This is a genomic window from Janthinobacterium sp. GW456P, assembly GCF_002127655.1.
Classification (GTDB): domain Bacteria; phylum Pseudomonadota; class Gammaproteobacteria; order Burkholderiales; family Burkholderiaceae_D; genus Janthinobacterium.
The window spans coordinates 68,935-92,862 of record NZ_NEHB01000005.1; the positions used below are offsets into that span (position 1 = coordinate 68,935).

25 protein-coding genes and 2 tRNA genes are annotated in these 23,928 nt (G+C 60.9%); 18 read left to right on the forward strand and 9 right to left on the reverse strand.

Annotated features, from left to right (window positions below; translation table 11 throughout):
* Nucleotides 1-12 precede the first annotated feature (12 nt).
* Nucleotides 13-651: an urease accessory protein UreG gene (gene ureG, locus CBW66_RS07055; protein ID WP_086136594.1), complete on the forward strand. Its 639-nt coding sequence runs from the start codon at nt 13-15 to the stop codon at nt 649-651.
* Nucleotides 648-1,208 (forward strand): HupE/UreJ family protein, encoded by a 561-nt coding sequence (locus tag CBW66_RS07060; protein WP_230492220.1) that lies wholly within the window; start codon nt 648-650, stop codon nt 1,206-1,208. The genes ureG and CBW66_RS07060 overlap by 4 nt, the downstream gene beginning before the upstream one ends.
* Here the strand turns inward: CBW66_RS07060 and CBW66_RS07065 are convergent.
* From CBW66_RS07065 to CBW66_RS07085, 5 genes are all read right to left on the reverse strand, one after another.
* Entirely contained in the window at nt 1,205-1,816 is a 612-nt protein-coding gene (locus CBW66_RS07065) for a 1-acyl-sn-glycerol-3-phosphate acyltransferase (RefSeq protein WP_086136596.1), read from the reverse strand. The two genes, CBW66_RS07060 and CBW66_RS07065, sit on opposite strands and share 4 nt — an antisense overlap.
* 204 nt (nt 1,817-2,020) lie before the next feature.
* Entirely contained in the window at nt 2,021-2,320 is a 300-nt protein-coding gene (locus CBW66_RS07070) for a hypothetical protein (protein WP_086136597.1), read from the reverse strand.
* 84 nt (nt 2,321-2,404) lie between these two features.
* Nucleotides 2,405-3,469: an alkene reductase gene (locus CBW66_RS07075; RefSeq protein WP_086136598.1), complete on the reverse strand. Its 1,065-nt coding sequence runs from the start codon at nt 3,467-3,469 to the stop codon at nt 2,405-2,407.
* A gap of 56 nt (nt 3,470-3,525) precedes the next feature.
* Entirely contained in the window at nt 3,526-3,822 is a 297-nt protein-coding gene (locus tag CBW66_RS07080; protein ID WP_070217983.1) for a helix-turn-helix transcriptional regulator, read from the reverse strand.
* A 159-nt stretch (nt 3,823-3,981) separates the two neighbouring features.
* Nucleotides 3,982-4,341 carry a DUF1304 domain-containing protein gene (locus CBW66_RS07085; protein WP_086136691.1) on the reverse strand — a complete coding sequence of 120 codons (360 nt, stop codon included), beginning with the start codon at nt 4,339-4,341 and terminating at the stop codon, nt 3,982-3,984.
* 211 nt (nt 4,342-4,552) lie between these two features.
* Between CBW66_RS07085 and sugE the strand changes: the two genes are divergently transcribed.
* Together sugE and CBW66_RS07095 are read left to right on the forward strand one after the other, a co-directional pair.
* Nucleotides 4,553-4,873, forward strand: coding sequence for a quaternary ammonium compound efflux SMR transporter SugE (gene sugE, locus CBW66_RS07090; protein WP_070217981.1), 321 nt, complete (start codon nt 4,553-4,555; stop codon nt 4,871-4,873).
* A 22-nt stretch (nt 4,874-4,895) separates the two neighbouring features.
* A complete protein-coding gene (locus tag CBW66_RS07095) occupies nt 4,896-5,225 on the forward strand; it encodes an SMR family transporter (protein ID WP_086136599.1) in 330 nt (109 codons plus the stop codon).
* On the opposite strand, the gene CBW66_RS07100 is transcribed toward CBW66_RS07095, so the two are convergent.
* Nucleotides 5,226-6,179 (reverse strand): succinylglutamate desuccinylase/aspartoacylase family protein, encoded by a 954-nt coding sequence (locus CBW66_RS07100; RefSeq protein ID WP_230492219.1) that lies wholly within the window; start codon nt 6,177-6,179, stop codon nt 5,226-5,228.
* A 146-nt stretch (nt 6,180-6,325) separates the two neighbouring features.
* On the opposite strand from CBW66_RS07100, the gene CBW66_RS07105 reads away from it, so the two are divergent.
* Nucleotides 6,326-7,438 (forward strand): acyltransferase, encoded by a 1,113-nt coding sequence (locus tag CBW66_RS07105; RefSeq protein ID WP_170933058.1) that lies wholly within the window; start codon nt 6,326-6,328, stop codon nt 7,436-7,438.
* A 3-nt stretch (nt 7,439-7,441) separates the two neighbouring features.
* On the opposite strand, the gene CBW66_RS07110 is transcribed toward CBW66_RS07105, so the two are convergent.
* A complete protein-coding gene (locus CBW66_RS07110) occupies nt 7,442-7,906 on the reverse strand; it encodes a hypothetical protein (protein ID WP_086136601.1) in 465 nt (154 codons plus the stop codon).
* A gap of 148 nt (nt 7,907-8,054) precedes the next feature.
* Between CBW66_RS07110 and CBW66_RS07115 the strand changes: the two genes are divergently transcribed.
* The 12 genes from CBW66_RS07115 (at nt 8,055) to CBW66_RS07170 (ending at nt 18,806) form a co-directional block, all read left to right on the forward strand.
* Nucleotides 8,055-8,131, forward strand: a tRNA-Val gene (locus tag CBW66_RS07115).
* 80 nt (nt 8,132-8,211) lie between these two features.
* A tRNA-Val gene (locus CBW66_RS07120) sits at nt 8,212-8,288 on the forward strand.
* A 215-nt stretch (nt 8,289-8,503) separates the two neighbouring features.
* Complete coding sequence (gene thrS, locus CBW66_RS07125; RefSeq protein ID WP_086136693.1) at nt 8,504-10,411, forward strand: threonine--tRNA ligase; 1,908 nt, start codon at nt 8,504-8,506, stop codon at nt 10,409-10,411.
* 51 nt (nt 10,412-10,462) lie between these two features.
* Complete coding sequence (infC, locus tag CBW66_RS07130; protein ID WP_071650129.1) at nt 10,463-10,984, forward strand: translation initiation factor IF-3; 522 nt, start codon at nt 10,463-10,465, stop codon at nt 10,982-10,984.
* Nucleotides 10,985-11,211: 227 nt separating this feature from the next.
* Nucleotides 11,212-11,409 (forward strand): 50S ribosomal protein L35, encoded by a 198-nt coding sequence (gene rpmI / locus CBW66_RS07135; RefSeq protein WP_038493025.1) that lies wholly within the window; start codon nt 11,212-11,214, stop codon nt 11,407-11,409.
* Nucleotides 11,410-11,435: 26 nt separating this feature from the next.
* Nucleotides 11,436-11,795 (forward strand): 50S ribosomal protein L20, encoded by a 360-nt coding sequence (rplT, locus tag CBW66_RS07140; RefSeq protein WP_010399214.1) that lies wholly within the window; start codon nt 11,436-11,438, stop codon nt 11,793-11,795.
* Nucleotides 11,796-11,939: 144 nt separating this feature from the next.
* Nucleotides 11,940-12,956 (forward strand): phenylalanine--tRNA ligase subunit alpha, encoded by a 1,017-nt coding sequence (gene pheS / locus CBW66_RS07145; RefSeq protein ID WP_034751917.1) that lies wholly within the window; start codon nt 11,940-11,942, stop codon nt 12,954-12,956.
* Nucleotides 12,957-13,034: 78 nt separating this feature from the next.
* Nucleotides 13,035-15,461, forward strand: coding sequence for a phenylalanine--tRNA ligase subunit beta (pheT, locus tag CBW66_RS07150; protein WP_086136602.1), 2,427 nt, complete (start codon nt 13,035-13,037; stop codon nt 15,459-15,461).
* A gap of 172 nt (nt 15,462-15,633) precedes the next feature.
* Complete coding sequence (locus tag CBW66_RS07155) at nt 15,634-15,981, forward strand: integration host factor subunit alpha (RefSeq protein ID WP_010399205.1); 348 nt, start codon at nt 15,634-15,636, stop codon at nt 15,979-15,981.
* A 10-nt stretch (nt 15,982-15,991) separates the two neighbouring features.
* The gene (locus CBW66_RS07160; RefSeq protein WP_086136603.1) at nt 15,992-16,396 is read left to right on the forward strand and encodes a MerR family transcriptional regulator; all 405 of its coding nucleotides are present in this window, start codon (nt 15,992-15,994) and stop codon (nt 16,394-16,396) included.
* 210 nt (nt 16,397-16,606) lie between these two features.
* The gene (locus CBW66_RS07165; protein WP_034783185.1) at nt 16,607-17,239 is read left to right on the forward strand and encodes a response regulator transcription factor; all 633 of its coding nucleotides are present in this window, start codon (nt 16,607-16,609) and stop codon (nt 17,237-17,239) included.
* A 151-nt stretch (nt 17,240-17,390) separates the two neighbouring features.
* Nucleotides 17,391-18,806, forward strand: a complete 1,416-nt coding sequence (locus CBW66_RS07170; protein ID WP_086136604.1) for a CHASE3 domain-containing protein — start codon at nt 17,391-17,393, stop codon at nt 18,804-18,806.
* 65 nt (nt 18,807-18,871) lie between these two features.
* Here CBW66_RS07170 and CBW66_RS07175 read toward each other — a convergent pair whose 3' ends face one another.
* Both CBW66_RS07175 and CBW66_RS07180 read right to left on the reverse strand, forming a co-directional pair.
* Nucleotides 18,872-19,681: a Crp/Fnr family transcriptional regulator gene (locus CBW66_RS07175; protein WP_034783188.1), complete on the reverse strand. Its 810-nt coding sequence runs from the start codon at nt 19,679-19,681 to the stop codon at nt 18,872-18,874.
* 226 nt (nt 19,682-19,907) lie between these two features.
* Nucleotides 19,908-21,965, reverse strand: coding sequence for a methyl-accepting chemotaxis protein (locus CBW66_RS07180; RefSeq protein ID WP_086136605.1), 2,058 nt, complete (start codon nt 21,963-21,965; stop codon nt 19,908-19,910).
* A 174-nt stretch (nt 21,966-22,139) separates the two neighbouring features.
* Here CBW66_RS07180 and CBW66_RS07185 point away from each other — a divergent pair, with 174 nt between their 5' ends.
* Nucleotides 22,140-23,816, forward strand: a complete 1,677-nt coding sequence (locus CBW66_RS07185) for a peptide chain release factor 3 (RefSeq protein ID WP_086136694.1) — start codon at nt 22,140-22,142, stop codon at nt 23,814-23,816.
* Nucleotides 23,817-23,928: the final 112 nt, after the last annotated feature.

Below are 23,928 nucleotides of genomic sequence, written 5' to 3' on the forward strand. Positions count from 1 at the left end.
GAGAGAGCAACAATGACATCGATTACCTCCAATCCCTTGCGCGTGGGCATAGGCGGGCCCGTTGGCTCGGGCAAGACGGCCCTGTGCGAAATGCTGTGCAAGGGCATGCGCGAGCGCTACGACATGGCCGTCATCACGAACGACATCTATACCAAGGAAGACATGGAAATCCTGCTGCGCGCCGATGCCTTGCCGGCCGAGCGGCTGATGGGCGTGGAGACGGGCGGCTGCCCGCACACGGCCATCCGCGAGGATGCGTCGATCAATCTGGAAGCGATCGCGCGCATGCAGGCCGATTTTCCCAATCTCGATTTGATCCTGGTCGAATCGGGCGGGGATAATTTGGCCGCCACTTTCAGCCCGGAACTGTCGGACCTGACGATTTACGTGATCGACGTGGCTGGCGGCGAAAAGATTCCGCGCAAGGGCGGGCCCGGCATCACGCGTTCCGATTTGCTGATCATTAACAAGACGGACCTGGCGCCGCACGTGGGCGCGGACTTGGGCGTGATGGCCCGCGACGCCAGGCAGCAGCGCGGCGAGCGCCCCTTTGTCTTCACCAACCTGCGCAGCGGCGACGGCGTGCAGGCCGTGATCGATTTTATCCGCGAGCAAGGTTTGCTCGATCAACCAGGCAAGGAGCTGCAATGAGCGCAAGACTGATGAAGAAAACGGCCGCCGTGGCTGCCCTGTGCCTGCTGGCTTTGCCTGCCATGGCCCACCCAGGCCATGGCGAAAGCGTGGGCTTCCTGGCCGGTTTCGCCCATCCGTTCACGGGCATCGACCATTTGCTGGCCATGCTGGGCGTGGGTCTCTGGGGCGGCCAGCAGCGCGGCAGCCTGGCCCAGCCCGCCACCTTCCTCGGCATGATGCTGCTCGGCGCGCTGGCCGGCATGGCGGGCCTGACGGTGCTGGGGCTGGAAACGGGCATCGCCGCCACGGTGGCGCTGGTGGGGCTGGCCATCGCGCTGGCGCTGGCCTTGCCGAACTGGCTAGGCATGGGATTGGTGGGCCTGTTTGCGCTGGCGCATGGCAATGCGCATGGACAGGAATTGCCGGCCGCGTCGGCCGCGTGCGGTTTCATGCTGGCCTCGGCCGTGCTGCTGTGTGCGGGACGTTGCATTGGCCAGGTGCTGGCCGAGCGCGTGCTGCGCCTGGCCGGCGTGGCCTTGACGGCCGCTGGCGTGGTGCTGATGGGAATGAATTAAGCGCCGGGGCGCTTGTCGGACAGCACGATGGGCGCCGCTTTTTCCGGATGCAAGCCCTGGTGGCCCGCATACACGGCGGCAATCGCCGCCATGTCGGCGTCCTTGTCGCCTGTCAAGTACAAATGGTCGACGACGCCCAGCACTTTGTTCGGATAGTCGATGTAGACCAGCAACAGCGGCACCTTGGCGGCCACGGCCAGGTGATAAAAGCCGCTTTTCCAGTTCGGCCGGTAGCTGCGCGTCGCTTCCGGCGTGATGGCCAGCCAGTACCAGTCGGCGGCCAGCATGCGCTCGGCCTGGCGGCCGATCGTGCCGCTGGTGGTGCTGCGGTCGACGGGTTCGCCGCCCAGGTAGCGCAGCACCTTGCCCATGGGGCCGCGGAACAGCGAATCCTTGGCCAGCCAGCGGAACGGCAAGGACAGCGCCCATTTGCCGAACAGGCCGACCATGAAATCCCAGTTGGACGTATGCGGGTAGACGACGGCGATGCCGCGCGGCCCCGGCAAGGGGCGGAAGCGCATGCGCCAGCCGAACAGGTGCAGCACGCGCAGCGCGCAGCGCTGGTGCCAGGTCGGCAAGTCGCCCGCTTGTACAAATAAATCGTCCATTGATACCCTTCAGTGACACTGTTTTAATGGGATGGCGCTGGTGGCCATTTTCCTTGAAGCAAAAATTCTGCGCAGGCATTCTATACGGGGCTGGCGGTGGCGACAAGCAGTCGAGGCCGCTATCCATGCGGTGTCGGCGCTGTTTGTACTGCCATTTTAACCATGCTTGCTTCCTGTGCCGGGCACTAAATGCACGGTATGTGGTCAAAACTTGATGCAGGGTTGATTCACCCGATAGGGAGCCATGGCATGAAAAACAATGTCGATGATGTACATGGAAACAATGTCCGAACGGACAAAGTGATGGCCGAGCTCGTCGAGCGTGGCGTGGCGTTTCATCACGCCCTCGGCCGGACGGTCGCGACGGCCTATCTGCGCGAGCATGCCGTACCGGCCGAGGTGATACGCCGCGTCTTCAGCAGCGTGCAGGCGCGCCGCCCGGCCCGGCCGGCCCGGCGCCGATGGCGCTGAAAAACAGGCAAAAACGGCGGCCGCCACGATCATTGCGCAGGAACTGCGTTGGGGTCGTTGCGCCCGCCGCGTGGGGGGAGAGGCGCAGAGCCGCTCAGGGTGTGCTCAGGGCGCTGTTTAGGCTTGTGCCGCCAGTGCCGGGTAGTCCGTGTAGCCGGCAGCATCCGGTGCATACAGGGTGTCCGGGTTCAGCGGATTGAGCGGCGCGTCGCTGTGCAGGCGGATGGGCAGGTCGGGGTTGGCGATGAACCACAGGCCAAAGGCCACGGCATCGGCTTCGCCCTTGGCCAGCAAGGCTTCGGCCGCCGCCTTGTCCATTTTCTCGTTGGCAATGTACACGCCGCCGAATTCCTGCTTCAGGTAGGGGCCCAGGCGGTCTTCGCCGAGCGCTTCGCGCGCGCAGATGAAAGCGATGCCCCGTTTGCCCAGTTCGCGCGCCACATAGCCGAAGGTGGCGCGCGGGTTCGAATCGCCCATGTCGTGCGCGTCGCGGCGCGGCGCCAGGTGCATGCCGACCTTGTCGGCGCCCCATACTTCGATGCACGCGTCCGTCACTTCCAGCATCAATCTGGCGCGGTTTTCAATCGAGCCGCCATAGTTGTCGGTGCGCAAGTTGGTGCTGTCTTGCAGGAACTGGTCGAGCAGATAACCATTGGCGCCATGGATTTCCACGCCGTCGAAGCCCGCTTTTTTCGCATTTTCGGCGCCCAGGCGGTAGGCCGCCACGATGCCGGGAATTTCTTCCGCATCGAGCGCGCGCGGCGTGACGTATTCCTGTTTCGGGCGCACCAGGCTGACATGGCCGGCCGGTTTGACGGCGCTGGGCGCCACGGGCAGGTCGCCATCGAGGAAGACGGGCGCGGAAATGCGGCCCACATGCCACAGTTGCAGCACGATCAGGCCACCCGCGTCATGCACGGCCTTGGTGATGTGTTTCCAGCCTTCCACTTGCTCGTCGGACCAGATGCCGGGCGTGTCGGCATAGCCCACGCCCTGCGGCGTGACGGCCGTCGCTTCCGAGATGATCATGCCGGCCGAGGCGCGCTGCGTGTAGTACTCGGCCATCAGGGCGTTGGGCACGCGGCCCGGATTGCCGGCGCGCGAACGCGTCAGCGGCGCCATGATGATGCGGTTTTTCAGTTGCAGGCTGCCAATGGTGATGGGATCGAATAAAGTGGTCATGGTTGCTATCTTTCCTGTCGAGAGTGCCGCGAACGGCGATATGGATGGGGTTGCTATTACAAACCTTGCTGCATGTGGTCCAGAAAGGCCTGGATGGTGGCTTCATTGCGCTTGAAAAAGCTCCATTGGCCAACTTTCCTGGCGGAAATTAAACCGGCCTTTTGCAGGGTGGCCAGGTGCGCCGAGACCGTTGATTGCGACAGTCCCAGCCGGCGGTCGATCAGGCCGGCGCAGACGCCAAAGTCGAGCGGATGGTCCTGTTCGCAAAAATACTGCTCCGGCTCCTTCAGCCACTGCAAAATCTGCCGTCGTACGGGATTGGCCAGCGCCTTGTGGATGGCGTCGATGTCCATGCTGTTTCTCCTGGTCGATGTTCGTCTTCAAGCGATATATGTATCGTCTTTTGTGAATTTCAATATCGTAACTTTACGATATAAATAAAAAACGTGCTGGGAACTGGATTTGTCAGGCAAGCGGGTGGCGGGGCGCCCGGTCGACCGTCCCGCCAGGTATCAGGCGAAGTGGAACAGCAGCAGGGCGATGACGGCAGGAACCGTTTGCAGATAGAGGATACGCGTCATGACGGTGGCCGCGCCCCACACGCCGGCCACGGCGATGCAGGCCAGGCCGAAGACGGTGAATGCATGGGCGATGGCCGCGTCCGGGTGAAAAAAGCCCAGCGCCAGTGCCGCCACCAGAAAGCCGTTGTAGCAGCCCTGGTTCGACATGGCGGGGCGCACGACCTCCGCCTTTTCCTTGGACAAGCCAAACACCTTGCGTCCGCGCGCATTGAACAGCACGGTTTCCAGCAGCACGATGTAGACGTGCAGCAGCAGGATGAGGGCGGTAAGGATTTGGGCCAGTAGCAGCATCATTGTTCCCGGGTGTGTGTGAATGCCCAATTATGCTGCCATGTGCATGTTTTTTGGCAACTTTCGATTAGAGCGGTGGCACTAGCGATAGTGTGCCCGGGGCAAGAGTTTTCACCCGATGGTATACTTTTCCTTTTGCTCCTGTGGGGACGACCCCGCTCGATGTGGGGGCTGCATGGCGGGGACGACCCTGCCGCCTCGGGAGAAATAGATGGCGTGGATCATTCTGGTATTGGCGGGCTTGCTGGAAATCGGCTGGGCCATCGGCCTCAAATATAGCGCCGGTTTTACCCGCCTCGTGCCCTCCGTCTTGACGGCGGTGTCCATGCTGGGCAGCGTGGTGATGCTGGGCCTGGCCTTGCGCACCTTGCCTCTGGGCACGGCCTACGCCATCTGGACGGGCATCGGCACCGTGGGCACGGCCATCTTCGGCATCATGGTGCTGGGCGAACCGGCCAGCGCCGCGCGCATCGCCTGCATCGCCCTGATCGTCTCCGGCATCCTGGGCTTGAAATTGCTCAGCCCGCAATAGGGATGCCAGCATGAGTCTTGCCATGACGTATTTCTACCTGGCCATCGCCATCATCGCCGAAGTGATCGCCACCAGCGCCTTGAAGGCGTCCGAGGGCTTCAGCCGCTTGTGGCCCAGCATCATCACCGTGCTCGGCTACAGCATCGCCTTCTGGTGTTTGTCGCTGACCCTGAAGGTCATTCCTACCGGCATCGTTTACGCGATCTGGTCGGGCGTGGGCATCGTGCTCATTTCCGCCGTCGGCTGGTTCTGGTTCAAGCAAAGCCTCGATATGCCGGCCTTGATCGGCCTGGGGCTGATCATTGCCGGCGTGCTGGTGATTAACCTGTTCTCCAGGTCGGTCGGCCACTAATCAAAAGCTGCTGGCTACCCGCGCCAGGTAATACCACTCGGCATTGGCTTGCGCGTTGACGTCCGGGAAGAGGATGTAGGCGTCGAACTCGGCCGTCACTGGCGTGCCGTCCGCGCGCACGCCGATCTGCTCGCCCTGTTTGACCTTGTCAAAGCTGGACCAGGTCTTGATGAAGCGGTCGCTTGCATGCAGCTTGTCGTGCACGACGACCATGTTCAGCGCTTCCATGTCCGCGTCGGCGATCGGTTCAGGCTGCGGCGCGTCGATGAAGCCGAGGAAGGCCAGGGTGTTCATGATGGCGCGGTAGGCAACATCCGGCGCGGCCGGGTCCGCGTGCTGGCCGCATTCCAGCGTCAGGGCGTAGCCGCCCGTCGAGCGCATGTATTCGGTCGTGCCCACGCCGTAGCGCAAGACCAGGCCCACCTGGTCGCTATTGCCCAGGCGGCGCTGCACGCCCTGGCCATACGCATGCAGCCAGCCATCGACGAAGCGGCGCACGCCCAGGCGGCGCGCCAGCGCGCGTTCCTTGTCTTCCTGTTGAAACGGCTGCAGCGGGCCATCGTTGTTGCGCGGCCCCACCATGACGAAAGGCTGGCTGTCGGCATTGAACGAGTGCAAGTCCAGCAGCACGTCGTGCTGGCCCAGCAAAGGGCACAGCCAATTGGCGATACGGTCTTCGAAATCCTGCGGATGGTCGTTCGGGAACAGGTTGCGGTTCAGGTTGCGGTCGCCGCTGCGCACGCCCTTGGCGTAGGCCAGCGGGTTGGTGATGGGCACGAACGTGACGCTGCCGGCCACAATGGAGAGGGCGCCGCTGTCGAGTTCAGCCATCACGCGGTGGATGCCCTTGGTGCCGCAGGTTTCATTGCCGTGCACGGCGCCGGTGACGATCAGGCGCGGGCCGCTGCCCTGGCCCGTGTAGTTGATGGACTTGAAGTGGAGTGCGCTGCTCATGCTGGACATATCCTATGCGGTTGCGGGAAGGGAAAGCGGGGTCGGCATATTTTAGCGGGATTCGCCTTGCACGCCCGCAAAAAGTTGGCCACGGCAAGGTGCGCCGTGGCATGATCGGCGCCACCGTTGTTTTCCTTGCCGATTCCATGTCCAGTACGTCCCATCCTTCCCGCCTGTATGGCCTCGATACCTTGCGCGCGCTGGCCATCGTGCTCGTCTTCATGAACCATTATTTGCTGTTCGTCAGCGAGGGCGGGGCGTTCGGTTTCTGGGGAGAGATCGGCTGGGCGGGCGTGGACCTGTTCTTTGCCCTCAGCGGCTATCTGATCGGCAACCAGATCTTCGCGGCCTTGCGCAGCGAACACGGGTTTTCCTTGCCCCGATTCTATGCGCGGCGTTTCCTGCGTACCTTGCCCAATTTCTATGTCGTGCTGGCTTTGTATTATGTGTGGCCCGCGTTTCGTGGCGACAGCGCGCTGCTGCCACTGTGGAAATTTCTGACCTTTACGCAAAACATCAATCTGACACCGGGCACGGCGTTTTCCCATGCATGGTCGCTGTGCGTGGAAGAGCAGTTCTATGTGCTGCTGCCGGCCGTGGCGCTGCTGATCGCCGCCTGCCGCAAGTCGCTGCTGTGGGCGTGGCTGGCCGTGGCCGCCAGCTTGATCGCCGGCATGCTGGTGCGCGCCTACCTGTGGGATGAGTATGTGCACGTGCCGCGCGGCGGTCTCGGCTATTACAAGTATATTTATTACGCCTCGTGGTGCCGCTTCGACGAGCTGGTGGCGGGCGTGGCCTTGGCGCTGCTGAAGAATTTCCACCCTGGCGCCTGGGCGCGCCTGACCTCCTATGGCAACCGCACCTTGCTGGCAGGAATTGCCGGTACGGCGCTGATGTTTTATGTGTTTCTTAACGATCACTATGGCTATGCGGTAACGGTGTTCGGCTATCCGGCTCTGGCCGCCAGTTTCAGCTTGCTGCTGATCGCCGCGCTCAGCCCGGCCAGCGCCTTATATAAACTGCGCGTGCCCGGCGCGGCCAGCCTGGCCCTGTGGTCGTATGCGATTTATTTGCTGCACAAGCAGCTGTGCATTGTGCTGCGCCCCTTCTTGCAAGACTTTGCTTATGGGCCGGATAGCCTGCCGGCGATACTCATCAGTATCTCCGTCAGTATCGTCACTGGCTGGCTCTTGTATAGCGTGGTGGAAACACCGTTCATGCGCTGGCGGGCGCGCCATGTGCCCGCCAATCATGCGTGACGACTACATGTCGATCACGTCCAGTCCCCGTGGCGTGCCCACCAATAATTCCAGGATCGCATGCACGCGCAGATTCGTGTCTTCCTGTGCGGTATTGAGGATCAGGGCGCGTAGGCCGGGCACGGCTTCCGTGATGTGGTCGCTGGCGTAGGCATTGATCAACAACAGGACCAGGTCGGTGGCGCCCGCGCCGGGCTGGCGCCGCAGCCGGTCGTGGATCACGTTCAGCAGCGCGCGCTGCATGCGCGGCGTGGGATTGGTGATGTAGGCGAAGACGCTCGGCGTGTTGGCGATGGCCGCACAGAGGCGCCGTTCGATTTCGTCGGGTTTCACGTCGGAGGCGATATCGAAATACGCGGCTTCCCAGCGCGTGCGCGCGTAGGGATGATTGGGCGGGAAGGAGTCGGCCGTTTCAAAACCGCAGAGACGGCTCAGGGTTTTCAGCCAGGCGAATAGGGTGGAGTTCATGCCGCGATTCTAGCGGCATTCCGCGCGCGCCGGGCCGACTCTATATAAAGAGGGCTGACGCCCGGGAAGCGGATGAAAAACAGATTAAAGTTTCCTGTAAAACAGCCCTTGTCATTCTGGGAAAGCCTCTCTATAATGCTGGTCTTCGGGGCGGTTAGTTCAGCTGGTTAGAATACTTGGTCGACATCCAAGGGGTCGGGGATTCGAATTCCTCACCGCCCACCAGAATTTAGCAGTAGATGGTTTTTAAGCTGGCGCAAGCCGCAAGCGGTCATTTAAAATAAAATGATCAACAAAAGTTTTACGGGCGGTTAGTTCAGCTGGTTAGAATACTTGGTCGACATCCAAGGGGTCGGGGATTCGAATTCCTCACCGCCCACCAGAATGCAGTTAGAGAGAAAGGGTAAACCGGTTATGACACCGCGAACTACTACCAAGCTTTGGGAGTGACGCTAGTCGAACGGGTTTCCTTTGTCTCAAAAAAGTGAAAAACGCGGCTAGTCCGCGTTTTTTTGCGTCTGCGTTTTCCTTTCAGTTTTTCAGTCCACACCATTCATTGCAGTTTTACCTGGCGCCAGCGCCGATATGGAGATCAATATGCTTACAATCCGACTTCCCGATGGTTCCGCCCGTCAATTCGACGGCCCGGTCACCGTGGCCCAGGTTGCGGCCAATATTGGTACCGGCCTGGCCAAGGCTGCCCTGGCGGGCAAGGTCGACGGCAAGCTGGTCGATACCTCCTATCTGATCGAGCAAGACGCGGAACTGGCAATCGTCACGGACAAGGACGCCGATGGCCTGGATGTGATCCGCCACTCGACGGCCCACTTGCTGGCGTATGCCGTCAAGGAATTGTTCCCGGACGCGCAAGTGACCATCGGTCCCGTGATCGACAACGGTTTTTATTATGACTTCGCCTACAAGCGCCCGTTCACGCCGGAAGATTTGACGGCGATCGAAAAGAAAATGGCGGAACTGGCCAAGAAGGACGAGCAAGTCACGCGCAAGGTTGTCGCGCGCGACGAAGCCATCGAATACTTCAAGGGCATCGGCGAAGCGTACAAGGCTGAACTGATCGGCTCGATCCCGGCCGACCAGGAAGTGTCGCTGTATTCCGAAGGCAAGTTTACGGACTTGTGCCGCGGCCCCCACGTGCCGTCGACGGGCAAGCTGAAAGTGTTCAAACTGATGAAGCTGGCCGGCGCCTACTGGCGCGGCGACTCGAAAAACGAGATGCTGCAGCGTATCTATGGCACGGCCTGGGCCAAGAAGGAAGACCAGGAACTGTATCTGCACAACCTGGAAGAGGCGGAAAAGCGCGACCACCGCAAACTGGGCAAGCAGCTTGATTTCTTCCATTTCCAGGAAGAAGCGCCGGGCCTGATCTTCTGGCACCCGAAGGGCTGGTCCATCTGGCAGCAGGTCGAGCAATACATGCGCAATGTGTACCAGGTCAACGGCTACCAGGAAGTCAAGGCGCCGCAAATCCTCGACCGTGGCCTGTGGGAAAAAACCGGTCACTGGGATAATTACCGTGAAAACATGTTCATCACGGAATCGGAAAACCGCGCCTATGCGCTGAAGCCGATGAATTGCCCAGGCCATATCCAGATTTTCAACAATGGCATGCGCAGCTACCGCGACTTGCCATTGCGCTACGGCGAATTCGGCCAATGCCACCGCAATGAACCTTCGGGCGCCTTGCACGGCATGATGCGCGTGCGCGGTTTTACGCAGGATGACGGCCACATCTTTTGCCTGGAAGAGCAGATCGCCGGCGAAGTGACGGCTTTCCACCAGCAGGCCATGGATGTGTACACGGCGTTCGGCTTTACGAATATCGACGTGAAACTGGCCTTGCGTCCCGATAACCGCATCGGCACGGAAGAGTCGTGGGATTTTGCCGAGGAATCCTTGCGTTCGGCCCTGCGCGCCTGTGGCGTGGAATGGACGGAATTGCCGGGCGAGGGCGCCTTCTACGGTCCGAAGATCGAATACCACCTGAAAGACAGCCTGGGCCGCGCATGGCAAGTGGGCACCGTGCAGATCGATCCGTCGATGCCGGGCCGCCTGGGCGCCGAATACGTGGCCGTGGACAACACGCGCCAGGTGCCGATCATGCTGCACCGCGCGATCGTGGGTTCGCTGGAACGTTTCATCGGCATCCTGATCGAACACTATGCGGGCGCCATGCCGCTGTGGTTGTCGCCGGTACAGGTGTCGGTGTTGAATATTTCCGACGCTCAAGCTGACTATGTACAGGAAGTTACAACAAAACTGCGCAAAGCGGGGCTGCGCGTACAGGCTGATTTGCGTAACGAGAAGATTACCTATAAAATACGTGAACATTCCGTACAAAAATTGCCTTACATCTTAGTGATTGGCGACAAAGAGCGGGATGCGAATACAGTGGCCGTGCGGGCGCGGGGCAATGTCGATCTGGGCGTCATGTCCGTCGATGCCCTGATTGAGCGACTCAAACATGAAGTCGACACCAAGGCCTGACGAGGAAACTCGCTGCACGACCGTCTTACAAGATTTTTAAAGGAAATTACAATAGCTACTGACAAGTCACATCGCATCAATGGCGAAATCACTGCCCCTGAAATGCGTTTAAGCGGGGTCGATAACGAGCCACTCGGTATCGTAAGTTTGGCTGAAGCCTTCCGCCTGGCGGAAGAGGCAAATGTCGACCTGGTGGAAATTGCGCCTACCGCGCAGCCACCGGTGTGCCGTTTGATGGACTACGGCAAATTTAAGTATTCGGAGCAAAAGAAAGCTCACGAAGCCAAATTGAAGCAAAAGATCATCCTCGTGAAGGAAGTCAAATTCCGTCCGGGGACTGATGATGGTGACTACAATATCAAGTTGCGTAATCTCATCAAGTTCCTTGAAGACGGCGATAAGACCAAGATCACCTTGCGTTTTCGCGGCCGCGAGATGGCGCATCAGGATATTGGCTTCCGCATGCTGGAACGTCTGAAAGCCGATCTGGAGCCGTATGGCCAGGTCGAGCAGTTCCCGAAGATGGAAGGCCGCCAAATGATCATGGTTCTTTCGCCTAAGAAGAAGAAGTAAGCTACAATAGCGTTTTACTGTGGGTGAACACAGCGCGTGCCAGCATTGGCGCGGCGTCAAACCCCAGGCAGAATTTGCGCGGCTCGCTCAGCAATGTGCGGGCCGCGTGAACTGTAGCGGACTCGCATCCGCTGCACAACATGTGAAAGCAGGCATCTAAGCGCAGCGTCGTGTTGCCACCTGCAATCCTGTTATAAATGGAGCTGTCCGTAAGAGGACAGATTGCTATGCCTAAAATGAAGACCAAAAGCTCCGCGAAAAAACGTTTTCGCGTGCGTCCAGGTGGAACTGTCAAGTCGGGTCACGCGTTCAAGCGCCACATCCTGACCAAGAAGACCACCAAGAACAAACGTCAGTTGCGCGGTACCCGTAACATCAACGCATCGGATGTCACATCCGTCATGCGCATGATGCCGACTGCTTAATCTCACACTCAATTTAAGGAGTTACTATGCCTAGAGTAAAACGTGGGGTTACAGCTCGTGCCCGTCATAAAAAGATTCTTGTTCAAGCTAAAGGCTACCGTGGTCGCCGCAGCCGTGTATACCGTGTTGCCAAGCAAGCAGTTATGCGCGCTGGCCAATACGCTTACCGCGATCGCCGCAACAAGAAACGCGTTTTCCGCCGCCTGTGGATCGCCCGTATCAACGCCGCTTCCCGTGAGCATGGCGTAACGTACAGCGTATTCATGAACGGTCTGAAAAAAGCAAATATCGAACTGGACCGTAAAGTCCTGGCCGATATGGCTGTGATGGACAAGCCAGCATTCGCTGCGATTGTCAACGCAGTGAAAGCAAAAATCGCTGCGTAAGCACGGTTATTGCACAACGTCATCCCCAGGGTGACGTTATAAAGAGCGGGGCAGGGGTGTGAACCTTATGCCCCGTTTCCGTTTTTGATTGTTGGATTTTAGCTAACCGAGTCCAGAATTGATGTCCAAAACAGGAAATGCCGCATGAACTCCCTAGAAGAACTCGTCGTCTCGGCCCAGGCTGACTTTATCGCCGCCGCAGACGCTGCCGCACTTGAAAACGCCAAAGCCCGCTACCTGGGCAAGACTGGCCAGATTACCGAAATGATGAAGGGCCTGGGCAAACTGGACCCGGATGCGCGCAAGGCGCAGGGCGCCCTGATCAACGCCGTCAAAGTGCAGATCGAAGACGCGCTGACGGCGCGCCGTGATGCGCTGGCCGATGCCCAGATGCAAGGCCGTCTGAACGCCGAAGCGATCGACGTGACCCTGCCAGGCCGTGGCCGCATGCCAGGCGGCATCCATCCCGTGATGCGCACGTGGGAGCGGGTCGAGGAAATCTTCCGCTCGATCGGCTTCGACGTGGCCGACGGCCCCGAAATCGAGAACGACTGGACCAACTTCACGGCGCTGAACAGCCCGGAAAACCATCCAGCCCGTTCCATGCAGGACACCTTCTACATCGATGGCAACGACACCGATGGCAAGCCCTTGCTGCTGCGCACGCACACGAGCCCGATGCAGGTGCGCTATGCGCGCACGCACACGCCGCCGATCAAGGTCATCGCGCCGGGCCGTACCTACCGCGTCGACAGCGACGCCACCCATTCGCCGATGTTCCACCAGGTCGAAGGCCTGTGGATCGCCGAAGACATCAGCTTTGCCGACCTGAAGGGCGTGTACCTGAACTTCGTCAAGGCCTTCTTCGAGACGGACGACCTGCAGGTGCGCTTCCGTCCGTCGTACTTCCCGTTCACGGAACCGTCGGCCGAGATCGACATCGCCTTCGGCTCGGGCCCATTGAAAGGCCGCTGGCTGGAAGTGTCGGGCGCCGGCCAGGTGCATCCGACCGTGGTGAAGAACTTTGGCCTCGATCCCGAGAAATTCATCGGTTTTGCTTTCGGCTCCGGCCTGGAACGCCTGACGATGCTGCGTTATGGCATCAACGACCTGCGCCTGTTCTACGAGGGCGATTTAAGGTTCCTGAAGCAATTCAACTAAGCGTTGTTCCGTTTGATTCATGGCGCTTGAGCGCCCGTGCGCTCGCGCTGTGAGCTTTGACCCTTTGAAGGCTTGATTATGCAATTTTCCGAAAACTGGCTCCGTACCATGGTCGATCCGAAGATGACTTCGGACGAACTGGCCCATCTGCTGACCATGTCCGGTCTCGAAGTCGAAGACGTCGATCCTGTCGCGCCCCCGTTCTCGAACGTGGTGGTGGGCCTGGTCCTGGAGATGGAAAAACATCCGAATGCGGACCGCCTGAACGTGTGCCAGGTCGATGTCGGCACGGGCACCATGCTCAACATCGTCTGCGGCGCGCCCAACGTGCGCCCGGGCTTGAAAGTCGTCTGCGCGATGGCGGGCGCCGTGTTGCCCCCTGGCGCCGATGGCAAGCCGTTTGAAATCAAGGTGGGCCAGCTGCGCGGCGTCGAGTCGCAAGGCATGCTGTGCTCCGCGCGCGAATTGAAATTGTCGGAAGAAAACGCCGGCTTGATGGAATTGCCGGACGACGCGCCGATCGGCCAGAATTTCCGCGATTACTTTGCTTTGAACGACTTGAAATTCACGATCAAGTTGACGCCGAACAAGGCGGACTGCCTGTCCGTGCTGGGCGTGGCGCGCGAAGTGTCGGCCCTCACGGGCGTACCCCTGAATGCGCCGCAGTTCCGCACCGTGCCGGTTTCCAGCGATGAAATCCTGCCCGTGAAGGTCAGCGCGCCGGACCTGTGCGGCCGTTTCACGGGCCGCGTCATCCGCGGCTTGAACGCCCGCGCCGCCACGCCGGACTGGATGAAGCAGCGCCTCGAGCGCAGCGGCCAGCGTCCGCTGTCGGCCCTGGTCGACATTTCCAATTATGTCATGCTGGAACTGGGCCGTCCCAGCCACGTGTTTGACCTGGCAAAGATCCACGGCAGCCTCGACGTACGTTGGGGCAAGGCGGGCGAATCCGTGAAGCTGTTGAACGGCAACACCGTTGCCGTTGACGAGTGGATCGGCGTCATTGCCGATGAGCAGGAAATCGAATCGCTGGCCGGCATCATGGGCGGCGACGCCAGCTCGGTCTCGGACGAGACGGACAGCATCTACCTGGAAGCGGCATTCTGGTGGCCGAACGCCATTCAAGGCCGCGCGCGCCGTTTGAATTTCTCGACCGATGCGGCGCACCGCTTCGAACGCGGCGTCGATTTCGCCACCACCGTCGAGCACATCGAGCGCATCACGGCCCTGATCGTGGAAATCTGCGGCACGCCGGCCACCACCGTCGGTCCCGTCGACGACCATGTAGTGAACTTGCCGCAACGCCAGCCCGTGACCATGCGCACGGCGCGCGCGCAAAAAGTCATCGGTGTACCGCTGACCGATGCGCTGATCGCCGATATCTTCACGCGCCTGGCCCTGCCGTTCACGCTGGCCGACGGCGTGTTTTCCGTGACGTCGCCCAGCTACCGTTTCGACATCGAGATCGAGGAAGACCTGATCGAGGAAGTGGCGCGCGTGTACGGCTTTGAAAACATCCCGACCTTGCCGCCCGTGGCAGCGAACGTGATGCAGATTGCACCGGAAAATACCCGCTCGCTGTTTGCGGTACGTCATGAGCTGGCCGACCTGGGCTTCCAGGAAGTGGTTAACATGAGCTTTGTCGATGCGGCGTGGGAGCGCGATTTCTCGGGCAACACGCACCCGATCAAATTGCAGAACCCGATCGCCAGCCAGATGAGCGTGATGCGTTCCTCGCTGATCGGCAGCCTGATCGCCAACGTGCGCTACAACCTGAACCGCAAGACGAACCGCGTGCGCATCTTCGAAGTGGGCGCCATCTACCAGCGCGACGACAGCGTGGAAAACGGCCCGCTGTCGGTGGCCGGCTACGCCCAGCCCAAGCGCGTGGCGGCCATGGCCTACGGCGCGGTGGCGGACGAGCAGTGGGGCCAGGCTGCGCGCACGGTCGACTTCTTCGACGTGAAAGCGGACCTGGAAGCGCTGTTCGCGCCGCTGGTCTTGCGTTTCACCAAGGCGGAACATCCGGCCCTGCATCCGGGCCGTTCGGCCAACGTGGAGCTCGATGGCAAGGTCATCGGTTTCATCGGCGAATTGCACCCGCGCTGGATGCAAAAGTATGACTTGCCGCTGGCGCCCGTGCTGTTCGAAGTCGACGCGGCAGCCCTGACGCAGCGGGTCGTGCCCGTGTACCAGGAAATCTCGAAATTCCCTGGTGCCAGCCGCGACTTGGCCGTGGTCGTCAAGCAATCGGTGGCCGTGCAGGATCTGCTCGACAGCTTCCATGCCGCCGCCAAGGCAAGCCCTGCGGCGCGTATCGTGCAAGCCATTGTTTTATTTGATGAATATCGTGGAAAAGGTCTGGAAGCGGATGAAAAAAGCCTTGCTTTCCGGATTAGCTTGCAAGATACTCAAAACACCCTGCAAGACGATGTCGTCGATGGCCTGATGGCTGTCCTGATCGATGCCGCCAAGCAGGGCCACGACGCGAAACTGCGTTCGTAATTACCGGACTGGCCGTCGCTTTTTGCGTGACGGCCTTTCCGTCGTCAACCGTAGACGAGCTTGCCATGTGGCGAGCTCGGGCGCACAGAAAAGGCAGGGCAGGAAAATTAATAACAGCGACGTTGATTCCGCCGTATTGCAATCCGCACTGGCCGCCGATTTGCATCGGGCCATGCTGGTTGCCAAAGTGCGCCAGGAAGCGGAAAAAGATTTACCCACCTTGACCAAGGCGGAACTGGCCGAACTGTTGTTCGAGCAAGTGGGCCTGAACAAGCGCGAAGCGAAGGATATGGTCGAGACCTTTTTCGACGAGATCCGCAATGCGCTCGAGCGTGGCGAGGCTGTCAAGCTGTCCGGTTTCGGCAATTTCCAGTTGCGCGACAAACCGCAGCGGCCGGGCCGCAATCCGAAGACGGGCGAAGAGATTCCCATCACGGCGCGCCGTGTCGTGACCTTTCATGCGAGCCAGAAGCTGAAAAGCATGGTCGAAGAGACCAGTCCGCTGGCACGTGCTGCCTGAGTGAGTGGCGATGAACGAGCGCATCAGTAAAACCGAGTTGATCGCCTTGCCGCCCATTCCGGCGAAACGCTATTTCACGATCGGCGAGGTGAGCGAGTTGTGCGGCGTCAAACCGCACGTATTGCGCTACTGGGAGCAGGAGTTTTCCCAGCTCAAGCCGGTCAAACGACGCGGCAACCGCCGTTATTATCAGCACCATGAGGTGCTGCTGATACGCCGCATCCGCGAATTACTGTACGAGCAGGGCTTTACCATCAGCGGCGCGCGCAACAAGCTCGACAGCCGTGGCGCATCGCATGCCATTGCCGACGAGCTGCCAGTGCTGCCGGCCATGCCTGCCGTGCCGCAGGAAGCGCCGCTGGACCGCGTGTGGATACGCAAGGAATTAATTGCGATTTTAAACTTGCTAAAATAAGATTTGTACCAATATAGGTCGGGTTGTCCGGTAGCGGTTGACTAAGTTGACTATACTGCATGGGCGCTACGCCTTGATGCTGACGCTACCCTACGGCGCGCCATATTTTGAATATAATGTTAATGTTGCGTTTTTGTTAGTGACGCTAAGCCGGAGCAGCGTTCAGGTTCCGGTAGTCTTTCCCAGGCCAGGAAAATTTAAGGGGAAACAATGATACGCGTTGCCATTTGTGATGATCACCAAATAGTACGAGCTGGGTTCAAACAGATTTTTTCGTCGTCAAGCGACTTCAGTGTGGTGGCGGAAGCCGGTACCGGGCGCGAAGCGCTCGATATCGCCCGCCGCGAAATTTGCGATGTATTGCTGCTCGATATAGCCATGCCCGATCAGAGCGGCATCGATACCTTGCGCACGATCCGCCAGGGCCAGCCGGAATTGCCCGTGCTGATACTCAGCGGCTATCCCGCGCAGCAATATGCATTGAACTTGTTCAAGATGGGCGCGAATGGCTATCTGAACAAGGAATGCGAAGCCGATGAGCTGATGACGGCCGTGCGCACCGTATTCCAGGGACGCCGCTATGTCAGCTCCACCGTGGGCGAGCTGCTGGCGCAGTCGTTCGACCGCGACACGAATGCCGCCCTGCATACGGAATTGTCGGACCGCGAGTTCCAGGTCTTCCTGCGTCTGGCGCGCGGCGCCACCGTGTCCGATATCGGCGTGGCCTTGTCGCTGAGCATCAAGACGGTGAGTACCTACCGTACGCGCATCATGGAAAAAATGGGCTTGCAATCGAACAGCGACTTGACCTATTACGCAATGAAAAACAATTTGCTTGACTAGCGCTGCGGTGCGATCATGGAAACATGATCGCTCAGCCAGCTAGCCGGGCACGACTTGATGTTGTGCAGTGCAGCAGTTTGTGGCGAGGACTATAATTGGCCGGCGCCGGCGCTCTCTCCCGCGCCGAACCTTGCTAAGGATGCACACCAGGATGTATTTCACCGCTCAACCGGCCCCGAATCACCGCCTGCCCCTGTACAAGACGATCCTGTGCGTGACGTGCGCCTTGTTGCTTGTATTGAATGGTTTCAGCCTTTACCATAACCTGGAGTCGCTGAAGGGCACGAATGCCTTGCTCAGCCAGAGCGCCCGGGTGGCCGACCGCCTGCAGTATTTGAACGTGCTCGTGCTCGATGCGGAAAGCAGCTTGCGCGGCTATTTCATTTCCGGCTCCGAAACCTATCTGGGGCCGTCGAAGACCGCTGCCACCGAAATCGACAACGAATTCAATGAGCTGCAAGCCTTGCTGGCGGGCAGTCCCACCCAGCTGAAAAACCTGGGCCAGCTGAAAAGCCTGATCCGCCGAAAAATGTCGATGTTGCAACAGTCGATCGACGTCTACAAGCAGGGCGGGTTGGCCGAGATCGTCAACATTTCCCGTGTGACCGATGACCGCGCCACCATGGACGAGATCCGTCTGCAGGTGGTGATCATGACGCGCGAGCAGAATGAAGCGCTGTCGACCGGCAGCGCCGCCTTTTATCATGAGTACCAGAAAGCCGTGCTGCTCGGCATCGGCATCAATGCCTTGGCCATCCTCGTGCTGATCATGTTTTACCAGCTGGTGCGGCGCAGCTTCCAGAACCGGGCAGCCGTCGAGTATGCATTGCAAAATGCCAACGACACCCTGGAATCGACGGTCAGTAAGCGTACCGAGCAGTTATCCGTGCTGTCGCGTCATTTGATCAGTGTCAACGAAGTGGAAAAAGCGCGCCTGGCGCGCGAGCTGCACGATGAACTGGGTGCCAACCTGACCTCGATCAGCATGGACCTGGGCGCCGTCACGCAGCAGTTGGCGCACACGCAGCCGGAACTGGCTGCGCAGTTGCGCCACGCCAAGGCGACCCTGCTGGAAACGGTGGAACTGAAGCGCCGCATCGTGGAAGACCTGCGTCCCAGCCTGCTGGACAACCTGGGCCTGTGCGCCGCCATTGAAAGCTATTGCGAGGATTTTGCGCGCATGAGCTCGGTGCGCTGCGATACGGACGTGGCCATCAATATCGATAACCGCGAAGCGACCTTGACGATCGCTCTGTTCCGCATCGTGCAGGAATCGCTGACGAATATCCTCAAATATGCACGGGCCGGCATGGTCAGCGTGACCTTGAAACGCAACGAGCACGGCCTGGTGCTGCGCGTGATCGACGACGGCATCGGCATCACGGAAGACGCGCTGCAAAAACCGATGTCGCATGGCTTGCTGGGCATGCGCGAGCGGGCCTTGCTGCTGGGCGGCACCCTTACCGTGCGCCAGGGGCCGGAAGGCAAGGGGACTTGTGTGGAAGCCGTGATTCCCATGCCGCTGACGCCGGAGCTGGAAGACATCAATGCGGATGCCGAAGCGTAATTTTCTTTGAGATAAAAAAATGGCCAGGCATGCAGCCCGGCCATTTTTTTAACTATCTTGCCCGATCAGCAGCGTGAAACGTCGCGCAGCAAGCGGTCGTATTCCGTCTTGGCGACCTTGTAGCATTCGCCCGCATAGCATTCCAGGCCGGCGCGGTCCAGCACCGTGATATTGCCGCGGCGATAATGGATCAAGCCTTCTTCCTGCAGCTTGCCGGCGGCGGCCGTGATGCTTTCGCGGCGCACGCCCAGCATGATGGAAATCAGTTCTTGCGTGACTTTCAATTCATTCGATGGCGAACGGTCGAGGCGATCCAGCAGCCAGCGGCACAGCTTTTGCTCGATGGAGCTGTGGCGGCCGCCGACGGCGTTCTGCGCCATCTGCGCAAACAGGGCGTTGGTGTAGCGCATCAGCAGTTGGGGCAGGGCGCCGCCCTGGTTGAAGGCGTCGCGCAGGCTTTGCGTTTTCAGGCGGTAACCGTAGCCGGCGCTTTGCACGACGGCCGTGCACATGGCGCGCTCGCCTGCCAGCAGCGAGGCACCAGCCACGCCTTCATGGCCGACCACGGCGATTTCCGTCGTGGCGCCGTCTTCCATGACATACAGCAGCGAAATGATGGCGGTGGTGGGGAAATAGCTGTATTCCAGGTTGTTACCGTAGGCATACAGTTCTTTGCCGAAAGGCAGTTCCACCAGTTCCAGGTCTTCGAACAGCGATTCGAGCGCCGCGCGCGGCAGGGCGGCCAGCAATTCATTCTGTTGTGCACTGCTGAGGCTAACCCGCGACGCAAGCTTGATTTCCCGTCCGGCCGCCGGCATGGCGCGCGGCAGCAGCTGATTCTTCTGGACCGGGGCGATAAGTTGAGTATGGCTCATAGTATTCCTCACAGGCTTTTTACATCGGAGTGCGACTGCCGCGTTGCTGGCCAAAAAAAACTGCCGTACTGATGTGATAACGGCGTTTTTTCAACCCGCGCGGTGCAGATCGCGATGTAGCTACTTTAAGAGCTTATGTAAGTGGCGAACATAAGATTAGCAGTCGCCACTTTGTAGTCTCCTTTGAGGCGGAATTGTAGTCCTTGTCCTACGTGCGCACTTTTGACTAGCTAGCCTTGCGCCGTTCCGCACGATTTTGTGATATGACGCGCGGCTTGTTGGCGCTCCACAGGCCGGCCGGACGCACGCTGGGCAAGCCGTCGCGCACGGTCGCGGCGGGTGGCTGGCGCGTGCCTGGCACCTCGTGTTGCCCCAGGCGGAAGCGGCTGACGGCGTGCGTCAGCGCCTCGCCTTCCTGGTGCAGGCGCTGCGAACCGGCGCGCGCCTCATCGACCAGACCCGCGTTCTGGCGCGTCATGTCGTCGATCTGTGCCAGCGCCTGGTTGATGCGGGCGATCTCGCCATTCTGTTCGGCGCCCGCGCTGCTGATGCGTCCGATCACCACGGCCACCTGCTGCACCGCATCGACGACTTGGCGCATGGTGCTGCCGGCTGCATTGACCAGGTCGCCGCCCGCATCCACGGTGGCGACCGAATCGCCGATCAGGCGCTTGATTTCCAGCGCCGCCTCGTTCGAGCGCTGCGCCAGGCTGCGCACCTCGGACGCCACGACGGCAAAGCCGCGCCCTTGCTCGCCCGCGCGCGCCGCTTCCACGGCCGCGTTCAGGGCCAGGATATTCGTCTGGAAGGCGATGCCGTTGATGACGCCGATGATGTCGACGATCTTGTGCGAGCTGGCCTTGATCGACGCCATGGTCTCGACCACGGCGCCCACGGTCTGCCCGCCGCGCAGGGCCACGTCGGCCGCTGTCGCCACCAGCGTGCGCCCCTGTCCTACGTGGGCTTCGTTGCGGCCCACGGTGGCCGTCAGCTCGCGCATCGAGTCCACGGTGGCACCCAGCGCGTCCGCTTGCGTGGCCGTGTGGCCGGACAGGGCGGCGTTGCCCTGGGCGATGTCGGCGCCGGCCGCCGCGATGACGGCCGCGCCGCCGCGGATATCCTGCACCAGGGTAGCCAGGCCGTGCGTCATGGCGCCGAAGTCGCGCACCAGGTCGCCGATCTCGTCGTGCGCCTGCGAAGTGATGCGCTGCGACAGGTCGCCCGCCGCCGCCGCGCCGACGGCCACGCGCAGTTGCGTCACATCGCGCGCGAAGGCGGTATAGAAACCGGCGCACAGGTAGGCGGCGGCCAGCAGCACCAGCAGCATGGCGGCGAGGATCAGGCCGCGGCGCGCCTCGTCGCGCGCGATGCGCTGCGCCAGCAGGCTGTCGAGCGCGCTGGCCGAGGCGCCGGACAGCGCGTGCAGGGCATCGATCGCCTGCATGCCGGCCGCATGGAATTGCGCGCCCGACGTCTGGTCGTAGGAATTCGTCACTTCATTCTTCGTGCGTTCGAGGAAGGCCAGCGCGGCCGGCACGGCTTTCAGGGCCGGCTGCAGGCTGGCGCGCAGTTCCGGCCTGGCGACAATGATTTCATCGAAGCGGGCCGGCAGGCGTTCCAGCTCGTGGCGCGCGATCAGCGCGTTGGCGTTGACGAGCTGGTCTTCGTTCGCTTCGAACAGGCCAGTGTCGATGTAGGCGGCGCCGCGCCCGCCGATGTCGGACAGGCTCTCGGCCAGGTCGGGCAAGGTGGCGGTAAACACGGCGCTCAGGTGGTTGGCGCCCGCGTCCGGGTCCAGGCTCAGGTGCGAACGGTCGGCCACCAGCTGGGCCAGCTTGCCCGACTGGCGCAGCAGCGCCGTGTGCGCCGCGTAGCTGTCGCGCGCCGCGAGGCCCGCCTGGCGGCCCAGCAGCGCCTGCCACTGCTTCGTCAGTTCGGCCGCCTGCGGCAAGTCCGCGCCCGCCGGCAAGCGCGCCAGGGCCGACAGCGCGGCCGTGATGCGCGCGTTGAGGGCCGTGTTGTCCATGCCCGCCTTGCCGCTCAGGCGCAAGTGCTCGAGGCCGCGCCGCTGCTGCAGCAGGCGCGTGCCTTCCTGCAGCTGGCGTACATAGGCCACGCCCCGCTGCGCGTCCTGCGCCTGGGCCAGCGACTTGCCCAGTTCCGAGATCAGCAGGGTGGTCGCCAGCGCCAGCGGCAGCAGGAAGACCAGGCAGACAAGCATGAATTTGGGCAGCAGGCGCAGGCGCTGCATGAGTCGGATGGCGGGGGTGAGGAGCATTTTCATCGGGTTTCCAGGGTAGGGTGACAACATTTCTGCAGCGCAATGTTGCCTGCGGATTGTGACCCCTTGATGAAGTGGGCGATTTTGCCGTTTTCCAGAGCGAAGCAGTTCACACGGGAGGCCGATCCTTCTGTAAAATCGAGGGTTTTTTGCGAGGGCCATATTATGGTCACCAATATGGCCAACGAGAACGACATCAACACCCCCGATTCCACCGACAGCGCGGACAACGCCGCAGCGCCAGCGAGCAGCAAGGCGCCGGCCGTGATCGCGCGCGAAGTGCAGCGCCGCCGCACCTTCGGCATCATTTCCCACCCGGATGCGGGTAAAACCACGCTGACGGAAAAACTGCTGCTGTTCTCGGGCGCGATCCAGATGGCCGGTACCGTCAAGGCGCGTAAATCGGGCCGCCACGCGACGTCGGACTGGATGGAGATCGAGAAGCAGCGCGGCATTTCCGTCGCCTCCTCGGTGATGCAGTTCGAATTCCGCGACCACGTCGTCAACCTGCTCGACACCCCGGGCCACCAGGACTTCTCGGAAGATACCTACCGCGTGCTGACGGCGGTCGACTCGGCGTTGATGGTGATCGATGCGGCCAAAGGCGTGGAAGCGCAGACGATCAAGCTGCTGGCCGTCTGCCGCATGCGCAATACGCCCATCGTCACCTTCATGAACAAGATGGACCGCGAGACGCGCGATCCGCTGGACCTGCTCGACGAACTCGAATCCGTGCTGAAGATCCAGTGCGCGCCCGTCACCTGGCCTATCGGCATGGGCAAGAACTTCCGCGGCGTGTACCACCTGCTGAAGGACGAGATCATGCTGTTCAAGGCCGGTGAAGAGAAGGCCGATGGCGCCTTCGAAATCATCAAGGGCATCGACAATCCGCGCCTGCAGGAGATGTTCCCGCTGGAGATGGATCAATTGCGCATGGAAGTGGAACTGGTGCATGGCGCGTCGAACCCGTTCAATCTGGAGGAATTCCTCTCCGGCGTGCAGACGCCCGTGTTCTTCGGTTCGGCCATCAACAACTTCGGCGTGCGCGAGATTCTTTCCGCGCTGGTCGACTGGGCGCCGGCGCCGCGCCCGCGCGACGCGACCGTGCGTTCCGTCGATCCGACCGAGCAGCCATTCACCGGCTTCGTCTTCAAGATCCAGGCGAACATGGACCCGGCGCACCGCGACCGCATCGCCTTTTTGCGCGTGTGCTCGGGACGTTTCGAGCGCGGCATGAAGGTCAAGCACTTGCGCCTGGGGCGCGAGATCAAGGTGTCGAACGTGGTGACCTTCATGGCTTCCTCGCGCGAACAAGTGGAAGAGGCGTACGCGGGCGACATCATCGGCCTGCCGAACCACGGCAACATGCAGATCGGCGACAGTTTTTCCGAAGGCGAGATGCTGACCTTTACCGGCATCCCGTACTTCGCGCCGGACTTCTTCCGCTCCGTGCGCATCCGTAATCCCTTGAAAATCAAGCAGTTGCACAAGGGCTTGCAGCAGCTGGGCGAAGAGGGCGCGGTCCAGGTCTTCAAGCCGGTGCAGGGTGGCGAACTGGTACTGGGCGCCGTCGGCGTGCTGCAGTTCGAAGTGGTGGCCAGCCGTTTGCTCAACGAATATGGCGTCGACGCCGTGTTCGAAGGCACCAGCATCAGCAGCGCGCGCTGGGTCAGCTGCGACGACAAGCGCGTCCTGCAGGATTTCGAGAACGCGCTGGGCCACAACGTGGCCTACGATGCGGCCGGCAACATGGCCTACCTGGCCACGTCGGGCGTCAACTTGCGCTTGACGGAAGAGCGCTGGCCGAAGCTGACATTCCACGCCACGCGCGAGCATTCGGCCAAGCTGGCCTGATGTGGGGGCGGCGTCGGGTTACGCGCTTCGCGCTAACCCGACCTACGGGGGCATGGGCGCATTGCGCTAACCCGACCTGCCTGTGCATGGCGTAGGTCGGATTAGGCCAACG